Source organism: Sporosarcina sp. NPDC096371 (assembly GCF_044762865.1).
In the GTDB taxonomy this organism is placed as follows: domain Bacteria; phylum Bacillota; class Bacilli; order Bacillales_A; family Planococcaceae; genus Sporosarcina.
Genome location: NZ_JBIWFE010000001.1, coordinates 846,258 through 863,011, shown reverse-complemented (window position 1 = coordinate 863,011; position 16,754 = coordinate 846,258). Strand labels below are relative to the sequence as shown.

Below are 16,754 nucleotides of genomic sequence, written 5' to 3'. Positions count from 1 at the left end.
GGGTCACAATGTTAAGTTGTTGGGTGATTTATAATGGTAGTCTTACAAGTGATAAATTTAAAGATCAAGCAGAATTATTAAAGGAAGCCGCGGAACGAGCTGGTATTCAAACCGAATTAAAAAAAAATTATGAAGTGATGATGGATTTGGGGCAAACGACTGAACAGCGTCCCGATTTTGTCGTCTTTCTTGATAAAGATATTTTACTTGCCCAGTTTTTAAAAAACGCAGGGATTGCTGTATTCAACGATCCGGACGTTATTGAGACTTGCGATAATAAAGCGAAACAGTATTTACAATTAGCTGTCTCCAATGTTCCAATGCCTGACACCATCATCGCCCCCAAAGTCTATCCCGCCTTTACCATCCGTGATTCAGGGTACTACGAGCGAGTACTGAAGCGCCTTGGACTACCGATGATTATTAAAGAAGGTCATGGCTCTTTTGGCATGAAAGTGTATTTAATTGAAACGGAAAAGCAGTTCTATGAGAAGACAGATGAATTACGAGGCGTCGACTATGTCTTTCAACAATTCATCGCGACAAGTCGCGGTCGTGATATCCGCGTCAACATCGTGGGCGGTGAAGTCGTTGCGGCGATGTACCGCTATTCTGAAACGGATTTCCGTGCAAATATTACAAACGGGGGTGTCGCAACCGAAGTCGTACTAACAGAGTCTCAACAGGCACTTGCCATACGTGCAGCAGAGGCGGTCGGAGCAGAATTTGCAGGTGTCGATTTACTTTTCGGTGAAGATGAGGAACCCCTCGTCTGCGAAGTAAATGCCGCGGCGCACATTCGTAACATCTACAACGTGACGGGTGTCAATGTTGCAGACGCCATGATTGCCTATATTTTGAAAGTACTCAAATGAAAGGTTATGTGTATTACACCGAAATTGAAGCGTCCAGGAATCGTGGATTTATCGATGATTTAATGGTAGAAGCGCAGCGAATTGATATTGACCTTCACCTACTCATTGACCATGAACAACCTGATAAGGATGCGGATTTTATTTTGTTCCGAGACCGTAACCCTAATCTTGCTACAAAACTTGAGATGGAAGGTTTCCGTTTAGTCAACCGAGCAGAAGTCAATCGGATTGCCAACGACAAACTCAAGACGTTTGAACTCGCCACTCTTCTGGGCATTTCAGCGATACCAACGAAAAAAGTTCAGCAGATCGAACAAATAGAATCGTATCCATGTGTCTTGAAAACTGTGGATGGGCATGGCGGCCAACAAGTGGTTCTCTGTACATCACATGTACAAGCGGCAGCATTTTTAAGCCAGTTCCACGACCACACATTAATTGCACAACCGTACATCGAATCGGGTGCACGTGATATTCGGGTGTTCATGATTGGCGAGGAAGTCGTAGGTGCTGTCAAAAGAACTGGTCATGACTCCTTCAAATCAAACTACACACTTGGCGGCACCGTTGAACAATATACACTCGCCAACTGGCAGGAAAAAGAAGCCAAAACAATTGCGAAAGCAGTGAAAAGTGACTATATCGGCATCGATTTTATTCTGCTCCCAGATGGCAGATGGATGCTGAATGAAATCGAAGACCCTGTAGGTGCGCGCTCCTTATATACAACCCATGATTTTTCTGTAGCAAAAAAATTGATGGAGTATGTGAAGGAAAAGCTTTCTTAACACGTTATTTGAATACAGTGAGAGTCCCGCCAATCTTTTTTGAATGGCGGGGCTTTTTTCGGTAAACACAGAAAATAAACAGGTTGACGTAAATTATTGAGTTGTTATACAATAAATGAGTAAACCTAACTACATAAATAGATAACCAATTAAGGAGACTTCAACTATGGTAGAATCGCGTTTCAAATTACGAATGATGATAATATCAGCACTATTCGCAGCCATTATTGGTGTATTAGCACAAATCACGATTCCTTTACCCATCGTTCCCATTACAGGGCAAACGCTAGCCATCGGACTGGCCGCGACCATATTAGGAACACGCTACGGGACTTTATCGGTTGTCATTTATTTATGTATGGGGGCGATTGGTGTACCTGTATTCGCACAAATGCAGGCTGGTTTCGGCATTTTATTCGGGCCTACAGGCGGCTATTTAATTGGATTCATCCCTACCGCATTGATCATTGGGTATTTTCTTGAGAAGACAAGCTTTACACTGAAAAATGCAATAATCGCAAATGTATTAGGCATGTTTATGGCATTAACATTTGGAACCGTCTGGCTAAAAATGATTGCCGATCTTTCATGGACCGCGGCATTCACTGGCGGGTTTGCACCTTTTCTAATCGTCGGACTTATGAAAGCAGTAATGGCGGCGTGGGCTGGGATTGCCGTTAGAAATCGATTGAAATCAACAAACCTGTTAAACACATGGCGTGTTGAAGTGAAATAAAAATAGCAAAAGGCATCCCGATGTAAGGGATGCCTTTTCCATTTATTGTCGAGGTGCAAAAAGGATAACCGAAACGCCTAGTAGACAAATAGCGGCACCAACCCAATCATAAACGTCGGGTGCTTTCTTATCTACTCCCCATCCCCACAACACCGCGAGGACGATAAAGACACCACCATAGGCCGCGTAAACCCTACCAAATGAGGGGAATGCTTGAAAGGTAGCGATAACCCCGTATAAAGCCAGCGTTATTCCGCCAATTAATCCCCAATAGTACGGCTTTCCTTCGCGCAACCAAAGCCAGATCAGGTACCCGCCGCCTATTTCTGCTAATCCGGCAAATATAAATAATATAATGGCAACAATCATTGCAATACACTTCCTAATTCAATTGATGATATAAGTATAGCCTATCCATATTAAATAGTTTTACTTTACCTTTCGCACGAAAGAAAAAGCCACAGCCTTAACGGCTGTGGCGACGTATACTTATATGCTAACTCATAACTTTTTTACTAACAATCTCCTGAACCTCTGAACCATCAAGCGTTTCTTTTCGAGTCAGCGCTGCCACTAATCGTTCGAATTCTGCGGAGTATTCCCGAATAAGACTTTCCGTTTGACTGAGCGCCTTGTCAAAAATCACTTGCATTTTCGCTTCTTTTTCCCCTTCATTAAAGGTCAATGTGAAGCCGTCTTGCAAGAGACCTGTATCAACCATTCTTTCAATAATTTCTCTCGCCTGCTGCACATCACCACCGACGCCAATGCTGTGCTCGCCGAGGTGGATACGTTCAGCCACCCCACCACCCAAAATCATGCTGACCTGATCCAGTAATTCACTATACGTCGAAAGATGAAGTTCTTTCTGAACGGGAGCAACATACCCAAGAGCCTGTCCTCTTGGAATAATCGTCGCTTTCCTCACTGAACCAGGTTTGGTAATCGCTGCGATAAGCGCGTGACCAGATTCGTGAATAGCTACTCTACGCTTCGTTTCCGGATCATTCAATGTACGTGAAGCGCTCCCCAAAATGGTACGGTCAATTGCAAAATCCAAGTCGTCTTTTCCGATTTGTTGACGCCCATCACGAATAGCTCTTTTACTCGCCGTTTCAAACAGTGAACTAAGTTCAGCTCCGGAAAAGCCCGCTGTACTTTCAGCCAATACATCTAGGGATGCAAAGACGTCTCCTGCTAGTAGCTTTCCTTTCGTATGGATATCAATAATCTCTCTTCTACCTGTGGTATCTGGTAAAGGAACTTGGAATGAGTAATCGATTCGTCCTGGACGAAGAAAAGCTTCGTCTAGCATATCCTTACGGTTCGTTGCAGCAATGAATAGCACACCGTCATTATTATTACCGCCATCCAACTGTACAAGTAATTCCGTTAACGTTTTTTCCGTTTCTTCCCCACCATGCGTTTTCCGCTTTCCAGCAAGCGCATCAACCTCATCAATGAAAATGACTGCTGGACGTTGCTTTCTCGCATTTTGGAACAGCGTGCGTACACGGGAAGCTCCGACACCCACAAATAATTCCGTGAAAGCTGCACCACTCGATGAATAAAATGTGGCACCAATTTCCCGGGCAATAGCTTGCGCTAGCAAAGTCTTTCCTGTTCCCGGCGGCCCATACAGTAGAATACCTTTCGGCGGTTTAATACCAAGCTTTGCCGATCGTTTTGGATCTTTTAAAATAGATAATGTTTGGTAAATTTCTTCCTTCATTTCATCCGGAAGTCCACCGATGTCTTGTAACGTAACATCAGGTAAAGGTATTGCTTTAGATGCGCTATTTTTCATAGCAGAGGCACCAATGCCAATCTTGCCTTTTTTGTGGAGAACGAACAGTGTTACGAGTGATGCTATAAGTAATCCTCCGATCAGTAGACCATCGAATTGATTTTGATTTGAGTATTGATATGATAGATTGTATTTTTCCACCAGTTGTTCAACTAACTGGCTTTGCGGGCGAACTTTTGTCACATAAAGCGCGTCTGTCGTCTGTAAATACAAAGATCCACCTGACGTTTCTTTAAGTGAGATTGCCTGACCTTTGTCTGCCTGAATCGTTTTTTCCATTTCTGAAAATGTAACGGCAATTCCTTTATTTGCATCCACTACATACCAGCCAACACTTGCAGCTACTCCAATGACTAAGAGGACTAGAATCACAATCTTTGTTGCAAGCGTAGAATGAAACTTCAAGTCTGCTCAGCTCCTTATAGGATATATGACTAGTATAAATGATGAGCAAGGTCTTTTGGTGAACGAATAAAAGGATTACCACCCAGTAATGCCCATATCCATCTGTAGCTCAACTTGGATTAGCAAGGGACCTCTTTATCTGACGCTCCCCTTTTAGTGCAAGGTTACAGGTTGATTCAAGTGAAAAAGCCCTGAATTAGATTCAGAGCTAACCATTTACCATGTTTTCAAAAACTGCCTAGTTCGACTACGTCCCATTTCCAAAAGGGCTTCTTTGGACTGTTCATCTAAATCGAAATCAGTCGCGCTATACCCCTCCACCGGAATGAAAATAATATTCATTTCATGCTTGCGGGAGATATATCTTTCATCATGTGCATTTTTCATCGTTGTAAATAGCGCTTCGAATAAATTTAAGGCATTATTGATTGGGTAGCCTTGCTGATCTTCTTGACTACGACTTAGCTTCAAACCAAGTACTGGACGTTCTTTTCGTCCTCTTTCATCGTCAAATATCCACAAGGGGAAATTACTTAACACCCCGCCATCAACAACAATTGTGTCACCTGATCCAACTTTCAATCTGACAGGCTCAAAGAAAAATGGAATCCCGCAACTCATGCGTAATGCGCGCGCGATTGGAAATGTCTCTGCAGTAATTCCATAACTCGGCAAATCGTCTGGCAGCACAATCATTTTACCATTCGTTAAATCGGAAGCAATGAGCTTCAAAGAGCCTGGTGCGACATCCGCAAATGTATAGACATCTTTCGCCGCCAACTTTTCTAAAAACCAATTTTCCAATGCTTTTCCCTGATACAAACCGAGCCGCCAATATAAACCAATCCATTTCATAAAGGGAAATGGTAGTATCCTTCTACTCGGATCGAGCAAAGATTGTACATCCAGTTCATCTAATATCTCTTCAATTTCCTTAGCTGTATAACCAGCAGCTATAAAGCTTGCGATGATTGCACCTGCGCTCGTTCCAGCTACACGCTGAAAGCGATACCCCTTTTCCTCCAACATTTGATAGGCTCCCACTAATGCAAATCCTTTCAAACCTCCCCCTGAGAACACCCCATCTATTAACATCGTTAATCTCTCCCTTTTTCTTGGTGTTGTTACACTGTAAGAATAAAAGAAGAATAATAGAACAAAAAGTACCGGCCAGAAAACAATTTTGCATTGTTTTAGTCGCCGATACATGTATTTATCACAGACGAAAATTTTGTCGCCATTCAATCAGTTCCGATGCTATCATCGGTTTCGCAAAATAGTAACCTTGAATTATCGGTTGCTCACATGTTGAGGATAAAAACTGTGCTTGCTCCTCTGTCTCTACCCCTTCAAAAACAATCGACAAATCCAATGAACTCCCAAGTGCAATGATTGCTTGAATAATCGATGAATCTTTTTCGAATGCCGGCACTTCCTCCAAAAAAGATTTGTCAATTTTTAGTGTTGATATCGGCAATTTCTTTAAATAAGAGAGCGATGATACACCCATACCAAAATCATCAAGCGCGACAGAAAAACCATCTTGACGAATAATACTAACGGCTCTCATGGCTTCTTCAATCGATTTGACGAAACTTGTTTCCGTTATTTCAAGTTCAAGAAGCCTTGGTTCTAAATCATAATTTGTAACGGTTTGCTTTAAAACTTTCAACAGTCGTGTTGAGGTAACGTACTGGCCCGGTATATTAATGGACACTTGCCCAAATGATCTTCCATCCTTACGCCATTCTACTATCTGACGGCAAGTCCGCTCGATGACCCAATCGGTCACATCCAGCATTTGATCATACTCTTCCAAAATAGGAATGAACACCGCTGGAGAGAGCATGCCATACGTTGGATGTTGCCAGCGAAGCAAGGTTTCAACACCTATTACTTCATAAGTTTTGCCATTCACCTTTGGCTGATAGACAAGATACAGTTCTTCTTCCACCATCGCACGTTCTACATCTCTCGCTATTTCTCGATCAAATGTATATGTATGTATGTTTGGATCATAGGGAATAATTTCAAATTTGTATTGAAGCGATGGTGAATTTAATACCGCTAGCACATCCGAATATATTTTTGACGATTCATTTTGTTGGCTAACTGGTAACCAGGCACAGACCGCGGGAAGAATAATTTCCTTATCTTGATATGTGATTGGCTGACGAAGTGTTTGTGCGATTTTTTCCATTGCTGTTTGAAAAGCAATCTCCCGCTCTTGGCCTCGCCCTAAAAAGGCAAAACGATTACCTTTAATTCTATACAGATCAGTTTGTGGCGATTTTAGCGCAATCATTAAATCCGCGACATGCTGCAGGACTTCATCGCCAAAGAGATATCCATTCTCTCGATTAACTCTTTCCATATCATGTATATGCCAAATCGCTAGTGTCTGCTTCGCCGAAGAATTTGCCAACCGCCTTTCGAAATGACGACGATTTGGTAATCTTGTCAAAGTATCATAATAGTTGGCTCGATAGTTCACATAACGATCTACCAGAGTCGATAACAGCAGTAAACTGAGTAATATAGCCATACCACCTGCAACAGTGATCACGAGAAATGATAGTTCAAACTCATGATTCATCATGGAATTATATGTATAATCCGATACAACATAAAAAGAAATCGCCATCATTCCTGTATAGTGCATACTTGAAACCGCTAGCCCCATGATGATAGCTGCAAGAAATTGTATGAAGCGATTTTCCATATAACGCTGGAGAGCTGAAAAAATGAACAGCGCGACGAAAGAAACTGATATGGCAATAATAATAGACGCTGTAAACAGCCATTTATCATAGACATAACTCGCATCCATTTTCATAGCAGCCATCCCAACATAATGCATCGTTGAAATACCCAGTCCCATCACAACTCCGGCAATGATGTTCAGCCAAAGTATTTTTTTTGGCCGATTGGCTATATAAAACGCTAGAAAAGATGTAAGCATAGCTGGAAATATTGAAATGATAGTTAATAAACGATCATAGTGCATACTAACTGGTAGAGAAAAAGCACTCATTCCTACAAAATGCATAGACCATATACCAAATCCCATAGCAATCGACGCCAGCGTAAGCCAGAAATTATGATGCAAAAAGCTATTTTTTTGGGCACGCTCATTCATAGCTAACGCTGTATAGGAAGCAAAACATGCAATCAAAATTGATAACCCAATAAGCGGTAGCGAATACACCCCTTGTAACTCAATCAAATCTTTTGGTGGCGGACCAAAAAACATATTAGTCCCCCTTTCTACGAAGTTTATTTCAGTAAATCATACCATTCGTCCCAATCAATTAATATCCTTAAGTATTAAACAGAATTTAAAAATGGTTCTTTATATCTATAAATAAATAATTATCGGTACCTACTTCACACTTTAAATAGTTTTTAATACCACGCGGAACTTAGTAATCAGACATTCGTCTCTATTATGGTATACTTTTTTCACACAACACATAAAGACACATAATGGAGGAACATCATGAATCGATTAGAAGTAAAGAAGACAAAAAAACGTAAAAAATGGCCATGGATCATTGCAATTATTGCTCTTGCAATCGCGGGAGTTGCGCTAACCGTCTTTTTAGATTTAACCTCAACCTTAAAAGAAATGTACAAACCTATAGATCGGGAACTGTCTGATAAACGCGAGGAAGGTATCGCATTTGACAAAAAAGATCCTTTTTCGGTACTTGTGCTGGGCGTTGATGAACGAGAAGGCGATAAAGGTCGCTCCGATACAATGATTGTCATGACTATCAATCCAACTTTGAAGTCAACGAAAATGGTCAGCATACCGCGCGACACGTATACGGAAATTGTTGGTCACGGTACTCAGGACAAGCTGAATCACGCCTATGCGTTTGGCGGCATTCAGATGTCGTTAGATTCAGTTGAGAATTTATTGGATATGCCGATTGATTATGTTGCAGAAGTCAATATGGAAGGTTTTCAAAAAGTAGTTGATGCCGTCGGTGGCATAACGGTTGACAATGCACTAGAATTCACACAGGATGCCTTCCGCTTCGAGGCTGGTGAAATTACATTGACTGGTAAAGAAGCATTATCCTATGTACGAATGCGTAAAGGAGATCCAAATGGGGATTGGGGTAGACAAGATCGACAAAGACAAGTCATTCAAGGCGTTTTGCATGAAGGAAAATCGGTCAATAGTTTATTAAATTACCGCAGTGTTTTTAATGCTCTAGGCGACAACGTGAAAACCAATATGACATTTGATGAAATGGTTGGTGTTCAAAAAAACTACCGAGATGCGGCTGATACAATTGAACAATTGCATTTCGAAAAAGGGACAGGCGAGCGCATGAACGGCGGGATTTGGTATTATGTGATGGATGAAGAGGAATTACAAGAAGTTTCAAGTACGTTGAAACAGCATTTGGAATTGAAGTGACGTAATTCACAAGTGCTGTAATTTGGCTACATCCAATCTTCCTGAAGCCTTATACTGAATACGCACAAGGTTTATAGATTAAAAAATGCCCCGATGGATTTACATCCGGGGCATTTTTGTCGTTTAAAAACCTACAACACCACTACATGAATTACATTTTTGTATCACAAATTTAAGGCTATAACCGCTCAGGTAACATCATGCATTTGTTTCTAAATTTTCATTGCATGATCTGAATAGTTTAATACTGTAGATACTTTCCACTTTCAGACATTTTATGAGCTAGGCGAATCGTTGATACGGCTAACTCTGCATATGTCACTTGTTGTTTAGGATGAAAAGAATTTTGATTTACTTTTAATAATCCTACTGAGTTTGCTAATGCCACGTAGCCACTATATTCTTTGTTAACCTTTTTGGCATCGGCAAAGTCAAGTTTATAAATACTTGCATCTTTAGCGGCTTGCTCAAGTCCTAGGATTCGTATATACCAGGCTGCTAGTTCTTCCCTTGTGACAGGTCCATCGACATCAAAACCTTTATCATTTGGTTGAATGATCCTCAATTCAACCGCACGTTCAATCACTTGATAGAACGGATGTTTAACGTCTATATTCTTAAATGTTTGATTCATATTTTCTTGATCAACTTCATGGTTACCTTCATAAAAATAAGTAAGTGAATTAATGATGACCTTTAATGCTTCGCCTTTTGAAACAGAAGCATTCCCGTCAAATTTCTTACTATCTTTTACGTCTAAAATATTTGCTTGAATAAGATAATTGAGTTCCTCTTGAGCCCAAGGATGTGAAATGACAGTTGAATTTTTTCTATTCAAAAAGCTCTTCCATTCTCCTGTGTTAGCATCTAAAAAATTTAACGATTCTTCGCTAAATATAGGTACATAGACAAGATCATAGCCATGATTGGCCCCGTTTTGCTCTTGTTTCTTATACGTTAGTTTTAAATTTAGTGACTCTTTCAAGATATTTTTTGCCGCTTCCTTGGAAATTATTTTATCACTCGATGGCCATTTTTCCACCTCTTGATAACTGACATTTAGGCTACTTAAAGAACCGTCTGCAGCGATACTTACAGTAATGTCATCTCCTATCACAGTAATACCATTGACAACTCTCGGGAACGAAATGCTAAAAGCACCTAGTTCTTTGTCAAAATAAGGAGTTGCTATAGGCATAGCATAGTTGTGTAGGTAGGATGGAACCCATTCCTTTAGATATTGAATCGCTTGGGTGAGTGCTTTCTGCTGAGAAATAGCATTCTCTTTTTTAGGTTGTTCTCCAATTTGTTCTTGAATTTGACTTGTTAGATCGTAGAATTGCGTAACTTCTCCAGTACGTTTATTAATTTCCAAGGCCGTTCCAGTTCCACCATTCGCAAATTGATACATATAGTTAATACGGAAAACCGTCTGTCCGTTATAATTTTCTACTTCCTGAATAGACTCAATGTTTAATTTAACCTTATCAGATTTACTTGTAAGGAGTTGTTCAGCAATTTTCTTTGCTTCTTCTAAAGAAACGCCATTTTGTTTTGCGGGTAATGGCTTATCAGAAATCATCTCTATCTTTGTCCCCTTAGGAAAGTCTGTCGTGTAGCCGTTTGTAGTTAACCACTTCCCTGAAGTTGCGTGAACCCCCTGTAAATTTACAGTTGGTTGATAAACGAGTTGGACTCCACGTTCACCCGTCCTGTAATCAGTATTAATTTGATAGTACAAATCAGCAGATAGATTTCCTTTCACATTCTCTTCAATCTTCTTTTTATCTTTTAACAGTTTTACATCCTCAAAGGTAGATTTTTCGTTCTTCATAGGATACCTGTAAAAATTAACGAGCTCGCCATTCCCAAGAATAGTTACTTCTATCCTCTGATCCGAAACGGGTACTTTATTTTCCATACGTGTGAAAGAAAATGAATAACGAACAGGTTCTGTTAATGGTTGTTGTGAATAATAGTTGAAGGAATCTGTTTCCAATTGATATTCTTCGCCATCAAGAAATTGCTTTATAAAATTAACTGCTTTTTTCCTAGCCTCTTCTTTCGAAACCTTTGCAGGAAATAATGCTTCTGCTTCATTGGTAGGTTGATAATAAAATTGTTCGATGTCTAAATCCTTTCCAACGAATCCAACACTGCCATACAATCGCTTCCCATTAACTGTTTTAGTAAAAGATAAATCATGACGCAATGTCTCGTCATCAAGATAAAAATGACCATTACTCATTTGAAAATCACTATCTTTTAAGTAACCAAACTGATTAGGGAACAACTTCCGAAACTTCTTAATTAAATCATTTTTTGTGACACCTATTTCTGTGGAAGCAACTTGAATCTGTACCTTTTCTGGTTGCTCATTCACTGTGTTTGATGCGTTGGCAATAGTTGAAAACATTCCAAAAGATAAAACAGAGGAACTTAATAGGATACCGGCCTTCTTCACTTTTTTCAAAATAACCCTCCTACATGTAGTGGTCAATAACTTGTACAGTCGATTCCGTGAATTGTGAACAAGAAACTTTTCTTCTTTTCTATCGTTGATTCCAGACAACATTTTGATTTTATGATTTCTATAAAGAAGATAGACCTAATTTAACAATTGATTTTCCAGCTGATAAAATCGATAAATAAGAATTGATTGTATTTGAAGAATAAAGCTCAGCACCTTGCCTCATTAGACGGCAGGTGCTGAGCTTTATTTTCCATTACTTATAAGTTTGGCAAGTTTTTCTTCATTAGCCACATGATACATCTAAAACCTACGAAGGTCATTACTCGGATTGACTGCGCCGATACTTTTAATGCATCCATTCCGGTTTGCAAAAATACTATTTACCCATTGAAACGTATTTCATCCACGGTGAACTTCTTCATCCCTTCCAAATCTGGCTCGTACCCGATACCATAGGCAGTCGGAACAGCGATATAACCACCATCTACGACCACCTCCGGAGAAATAATATCTCGTTCCCAGTAATGAGATGATCCTGCTGTGTCACCTGGTAGGATGAAGTTTGGCAGTGTTGTGAGTGCAATATTATGTGCACGTCCAATTCCTGCCTCCAGCATACCACCACACCAAACCGGAATGCCTTGCTCCATACAGTAATCATGAATTCTTTTCGCTTCGCTCAGGCCTCCAACACGCCCAATTTTAATATTAATCACTTTTGTACTACCAAGCTCTACAGCTTTTCTTGCATCTTCAAGAGAATGTATGCTTTCATCCAAACAAATTGGTGTTTGTAATTGTTTTTGCAACACAGCATGGTCAATAATATCATCAGAAGCAAGTGGTTGTTCAATCATCATCAAATGGAACGCATCAAGTTGTTTAAGCAAGTTCACATCTTTTAGTGTATACGCCGAGTTAGCATCTGCCATTAGCGGGACGTCGGGGAAATGTTTGCGTAGCTCACGGATGACTTCGATGTCATGTCCCGGTTTAATTTTCACCTTTATGCGCTTATATCCTTGGTCGATAAATCCTTGGACAGCAGTCACTAAATCCGCATGATTTTCATGGATGCCGATACTAATACCTACTTCAATCTTATCTCGTTGTCCACCTAGCGCTTGTGCCAGTGTCAATTTTTTACGCTTAGCATAGAGATCCCAAATGGCACCTTCAACAGCTGCCTTGGCCATATTATTTCTACGAATAGCAGCGAATAAAGTACCCACTTCATCCGGATGATCAATTTCTTTCCCTATTACCATCGGGATTAAAAAATCTTTAATCATATGTAGATTTGTTTCAAGCGTTTCTTCTGTGTACCAAGGGGCACGGAATGCGACAGACTCACCCCAACCTGTGTTTCCGAGCTCATCCTTTACCTCAAGCACCAGGAAATCCTTCTCTTGAAGCGTGCCAAAACTTGTTACAAATGGTGTTTTCAACATCATCTTCATTTTACGGACGTAGATTTCTTTAATGATCATTGGAATTCTCCTTGTATGTTAAAGTTAGTCTAATTATGTACCTTATCGTTCTATCTTCCCTCTTTCCCGGTGAAGTTTCAACATTTACATCCATACAAAACTAAAGACACCTCATCTAGTAGACAAGGTGCCTTTTCACTGTCTTATGCTCGTGCCAACATCCGTTCCAGTGCGGTAATCGCATCTTTAGCCGTTTCTTTATCAACCTGAATAATATTGACCTCCTTTGCCTTTGCAATACTGTCCAAACTCCATAATAGATGGGGTAGATCAATACGATTCATGGTCAAACAAGGACACATACTCGGATTAAGGGAAATAATTTGTTTGTCCGGATGATTTTGAATGAGTCGATTGACAAGATTCATTTCCGTACCAATTGCCCACTTGCTACCAGGTTCTGCATTTTCTATTGCATCAATAATGTACTTTGTAGAACCGTTGTCATCCGCCAGTGCAACGACTTCGCGTGAACATTCCGGATGGACGATGATACGCATTTCTGGATCATTTTCGCGAAGGTCAACAATATTTTTAACAGTAAAGTTCTCATGAACGGAGCAATGTCCTTTCCACAAAATCACTTTGACGTCTTCCCATTTCCCTTCAAACTCCAGCTTATCGCGCACCGGGTTCCACACAGCCATCTGCTCTAACGGAATCCCTATGTCGTACGCTGTATTTCTACCTAGATGTTGGTCCGGTAAAAAGAGGATTCGTTCTTTTTGTGTAAAAGCCCATTCCACCATCGCATGCGCATTTGATGATGTGACCGTCGCACCGCCGTTTCTCCCAACGAACGCCTTAATCGCTGCAGTCGAATTGACGTATGTAAGAGGGACGATGGTGTCGCCAAACATTTCCGTAAGAGCCTCCCATGCCCGATCCGTCTGGAAGATATTCGCCATATCCGCCATCGAACAGCCCGCACGCATATCAGGTAAATACACTTTTTGATGGTCATTTGTCAAAATATCAGCCGTTTCTGCCATGAAATGTACACCACAAAAGACAATATGCTCCGCTTGTTCATTTGCCGCGCAAAGCTGCGCCAATTGTAAGGAATCGCCTGATACATCTGCAAACTGGATGACCTCATCTTTTTGGTAGTGATGCCCTGGGATGAAAAGTTTCTTCCCAAGTTGATTTTTAATAGCCGTAATACGTGCTTCCATTTGCTCGCGTGTCAGATTTTTATACATTTCTGGCAATGTACCACTTTTCTGCTCTTCAAAATAGTGCAAGATAGACAAATCGATTCCCCCATTATTTTGTATGAATACTTACATTTGCGCTTATATCCAGCGCCTTTACAGAGTGCGTTAAATAGCCTAAAGAGATATAATCTACACCCGTTTCCGCATAAGTACGGATTGTATCATTGGTAATCATCCCAGACGCTTCGGTGATGATGCTGTCAGGGACAATTGCTATCCATTCAGCAATTGTTTCGGGTGTACAATTGTCAAACATAATAATGTCCACTTTCGCTGCAATTGCTTCCTGTAATTGCTCAAATGATTCTATTTCCACCTCAATTTTCACAGTATGGCCAAGTGCCGCTTTGACTGTTTCCACGGCTTTGGTCAGAGAGCCCGCAAATGCCAAGTGATTATCCTTCAACATCACTGCATCAAATAAGCCGTTACGATGATTGAAACCACCGCCGGTACGAACCGCATATTTATCCAACATGCGTAAGCCCGGCATCGTTTTCCGGGTATCACATACTTTCGTTCCCGTCCCCTCGATTTTTCCCACAACCCGATTTGTTTCAGTAGCTATCGCACTCATCCGTTGAATCAAGTTTAAAATAACACGCTCACTTTTCAATAAGCTCTGAACAGAACCTTTGGCAGTCGCAATGACACTTCCTTTTACAATTGGTGTGCCATCCTCCACATAACAATTTACTGTCGTGTTTCGATCGACAACTCGTACGCCTTCTTCAATGACCTTTGTCCCGCAAAAGATACCGTCCATTTTTGCCACGATATTCAGTTCTCCGATGACGGACTCAGGGAATAAAAATTCACTGGATAAATCACAATCACCGATATCTTCTAGATAAAACTGTTCAAGCATAGACCTCAACTTTATGGTGTTCACGTTGTCGTTCCCTCATTTCGATTCCTTTTTTAGATTGGACAATATGGATTTGTCCCCATCGCTCATCCTCTTCGTAAAAATCTTCTCGATTATGTGCCCCTCTGCTTTCCGTCCTCAGCTGCGCAGCTTTTGTAATCAGTTTTGCGGCATGTAGCATAAACAGCAATTGAATGGTGTCGGTACTCCATTCATTCAATGACAAATCCTCGGAAATTCCTTCTCCGTATCCACTTAACCAATTATCCAGTTGTTCGAGTTCCGATTGCGTCCGAATAATCCCTGCATAGGCCATCATTTTTTCCTGTAGTTCTGCTTTAGCAGGCAACAAAGGCTCTTGTCGCACAGCTTGCTTCGTTGGAAAAACAAATGTACTTGCCATCCCGCTCTGGGCAGGCTGTATATTGAGAAACGTGGCCAATTTTTTGCCGTAATGTAGCCCTTCTAGTAGCGAGTTGCTTGCAAGCCGGTTGGCGCCATGGACACCTGTAGATGCCGTTTCACCAATCGCATACAATCCTTCAATCGATGTGCGGCCTACGGAATCGACGGCAATTCCCCCCATCAGAAAATGGCAGCCCGGTGCGACAGGAATCTTCCGTTCTTTCAATGACACGCCATTTGCCTCACACATCGCAGTGATGGTTGGGAAGCGTGCTTCGAATCGATCAATCTTCGAAATGTCCAAATAGACGTCTTTTCCAGCCACTCGCTGTTGAAATAATTCTTTCGCTACAATATGTCGTGGTGCCAAGTCTTCCAGGGGATGTTTTCCAGCCATTATCGGTATTCCAGCCCCATCGACCAATTGGCCCCCTTCCCCTCTGACCGCTTCAGAAACCAAGCCCCTTGTTTTACCGTTTAAGTAAAGTAGCGTCGGATGAAATTGTATAAATTCCATATCTGTAATTTCCGCACCTGCCCGGTACGCTAGCGCAATGCCATCACCGGCCACGGAAGGATCATTTGATGTGAAGGAAAATAATCCGCCAATTCCCCCCATCGCTAGAACTACATGATCAGCGATATACATTTCGTTATTGCCCTCTTCATCCTTCGCTTTAATGCCAATACACTTTTTCGTAACCGGATGAATAATAAGTTCATAAACAAAGCGATTTTCTACAACATCAATATCTTCCCTCAGAGATAAAAATAGATGATCCATTATGTATGTACCTGTTGCATCACCGCCACAATGAACAATCCGGTTTCGTCCATGGGCACCTTCCATGCCCAAAGCAAGTCGTCCCTTATCGTCCTCATCGAAATAAAGTCCACCGTCTTTCAACTGTTCAATGAGTTCTGGACCATTCTCAACGAGCTCACGTACTTGCTGTTCGTTATGAAAATGACAACCTGCTTTAATCGTATCTTCATAATGAAAGACCGGTTTGTCCCCCTCACCGACTGCCGCCGCGATCCCCCCTTGCGCTCGATAGGAATTACTAGCACGTCTTGTAGATTTTGTGATGATCAGTACGCGAAATCGAGCGCTTAGATGATGGGCTAGTTGCATGGCAGCAATACCGCTACCGACAATGATACAATCATACGTCTTCATTTTTGTCCCCCCGACCCGTTTAATGTCTTGACACCTATCTTTACACAAAAGATAATCTATGACAAGATGAATTTATTA

Annotated in this window: 13 protein-coding genes; 4 read left to right on the top strand and 9 right to left on the bottom strand. The window is 41.1% G+C overall.

The features are described 5' to 3' along the window. Positions 1-8 precede the first annotated feature (8 nt). From ACIQ0H_RS03980 to ACIQ0H_RS03970, 3 genes are all read left to right on the top strand, one after another. The gene (locus ACIQ0H_RS03980; RefSeq protein ID WP_403411231.1) at positions 9-875 is read left to right on the top strand and encodes an ATP-grasp domain-containing protein; all 867 of its coding nucleotides are present in this window, start codon (positions 9-11) and stop codon (positions 873-875) included. After that, positions 872-1,663, top strand: coding sequence for an ATP-grasp domain-containing protein (locus ACIQ0H_RS03975; protein ID WP_403411228.1), 792 nt, complete (start codon positions 872-874; stop codon positions 1,661-1,663). Before ACIQ0H_RS03980 ends, ACIQ0H_RS03975 begins: the two co-directional genes overlap by 4 nt. Before the next feature lie 166 nt (positions 1,664-1,829). After that, positions 1,830-2,399: a biotin transporter BioY gene (locus ACIQ0H_RS03970; protein WP_403411225.1), complete on the top strand. Its 570-nt coding sequence runs from the start codon at positions 1,830-1,832 to the stop codon at positions 2,397-2,399. Positions 2,400-2,441: 42 nt separating this feature from the next. Here the strand turns inward: ACIQ0H_RS03970 and ACIQ0H_RS03965 are convergent, their stop codons facing one another. The 4 genes from ACIQ0H_RS03965 to ACIQ0H_RS03950 all read right to left on the bottom strand — a co-directional run bounded on the left by ACIQ0H_RS03965 (position 2,442) and on the right by ACIQ0H_RS03950 (position 7,864). Next, a complete protein-coding gene (locus ACIQ0H_RS03965) occupies positions 2,442-2,768 on the bottom strand; it encodes a YnfA family protein (protein ID WP_403411222.1) in 327 nt (108 codons plus the stop codon). Positions 2,769-2,895: 127 nt separating this feature from the next. Beyond that, a complete protein-coding gene (locus tag ACIQ0H_RS03960) occupies positions 2,896-4,611 on the bottom strand; it encodes an AAA family ATPase (RefSeq protein ID WP_403411220.1) in 1,716 nt (571 codons plus the stop codon). A gap of 216 nt (positions 4,612-4,827) precedes the next feature. Continuing rightward, positions 4,828-5,706, bottom strand: coding sequence for a patatin-like phospholipase family protein (locus ACIQ0H_RS03955; protein ID WP_403411217.1), 879 nt, complete (start codon positions 5,704-5,706; stop codon positions 4,828-4,830). A gap of 121 nt (positions 5,707-5,827) precedes the next feature. Further along, on the bottom strand, positions 5,828-7,864 hold the full coding sequence (locus ACIQ0H_RS03950) for a bifunctional diguanylate cyclase/phosphodiesterase (protein WP_403411214.1): 2,037 nt from the start codon (positions 7,862-7,864) through the stop codon (positions 5,828-5,830). Between the two features lie 246 nt (positions 7,865-8,110). On the opposite strand from ACIQ0H_RS03950, the gene ACIQ0H_RS03945 reads away from it, so the two are divergent. Beyond that, positions 8,111-9,043: an LCP family glycopolymer transferase gene (locus ACIQ0H_RS03945; RefSeq protein ID WP_403411211.1), complete on the top strand. Its 933-nt coding sequence runs from the start codon at positions 8,111-8,113 to the stop codon at positions 9,041-9,043. Between the two features lie 241 nt (positions 9,044-9,284). On the opposite strand, the gene ACIQ0H_RS03940 is transcribed toward ACIQ0H_RS03945, so the two are convergent. The 5 genes from ACIQ0H_RS03940 to nadB all read right to left on the bottom strand — a co-directional run bounded on the left by ACIQ0H_RS03940 (position 9,285) and on the right by nadB (position 16,676). Then, positions 9,285-11,507 carry an S-layer homology domain-containing protein gene (locus ACIQ0H_RS03940; RefSeq protein ID WP_403412354.1) on the bottom strand — a complete coding sequence of 741 codons (2,223 nt, stop codon included), beginning with the start codon at positions 11,505-11,507 and terminating at the stop codon, positions 9,285-9,287. A gap of 389 nt (positions 11,508-11,896) precedes the next feature. Then, complete coding sequence (gene menC / locus ACIQ0H_RS03935; protein WP_403411208.1) at positions 11,897-13,006, bottom strand: o-succinylbenzoate synthase; 1,110 nt, start codon at positions 13,004-13,006, stop codon at positions 11,897-11,899. A 143-nt stretch (positions 13,007-13,149) separates the two neighbouring features. Continuing rightward, entirely contained in the window at positions 13,150-14,259 is a 1,110-nt protein-coding gene (gene nadA / locus ACIQ0H_RS03930; RefSeq protein WP_403411205.1) for a quinolinate synthase NadA, read from the bottom strand. A 13-nt stretch (positions 14,260-14,272) separates the two neighbouring features. Continuing rightward, on the bottom strand, positions 14,273-15,115 hold the full coding sequence (nadC, locus tag ACIQ0H_RS03925; protein WP_403411202.1) for a carboxylating nicotinate-nucleotide diphosphorylase: 843 nt from the start codon (positions 15,113-15,115) through the stop codon (positions 14,273-14,275). Then, positions 15,084-16,676, bottom strand: a complete 1,593-nt coding sequence (gene nadB / locus ACIQ0H_RS03920; protein WP_403411200.1) for an L-aspartate oxidase — start codon at positions 16,674-16,676, stop codon at positions 15,084-15,086. The genes nadC and nadB overlap by 32 nt, the downstream gene beginning before the upstream one ends. Positions 16,677-16,754: the final 78 nt, after the last annotated feature.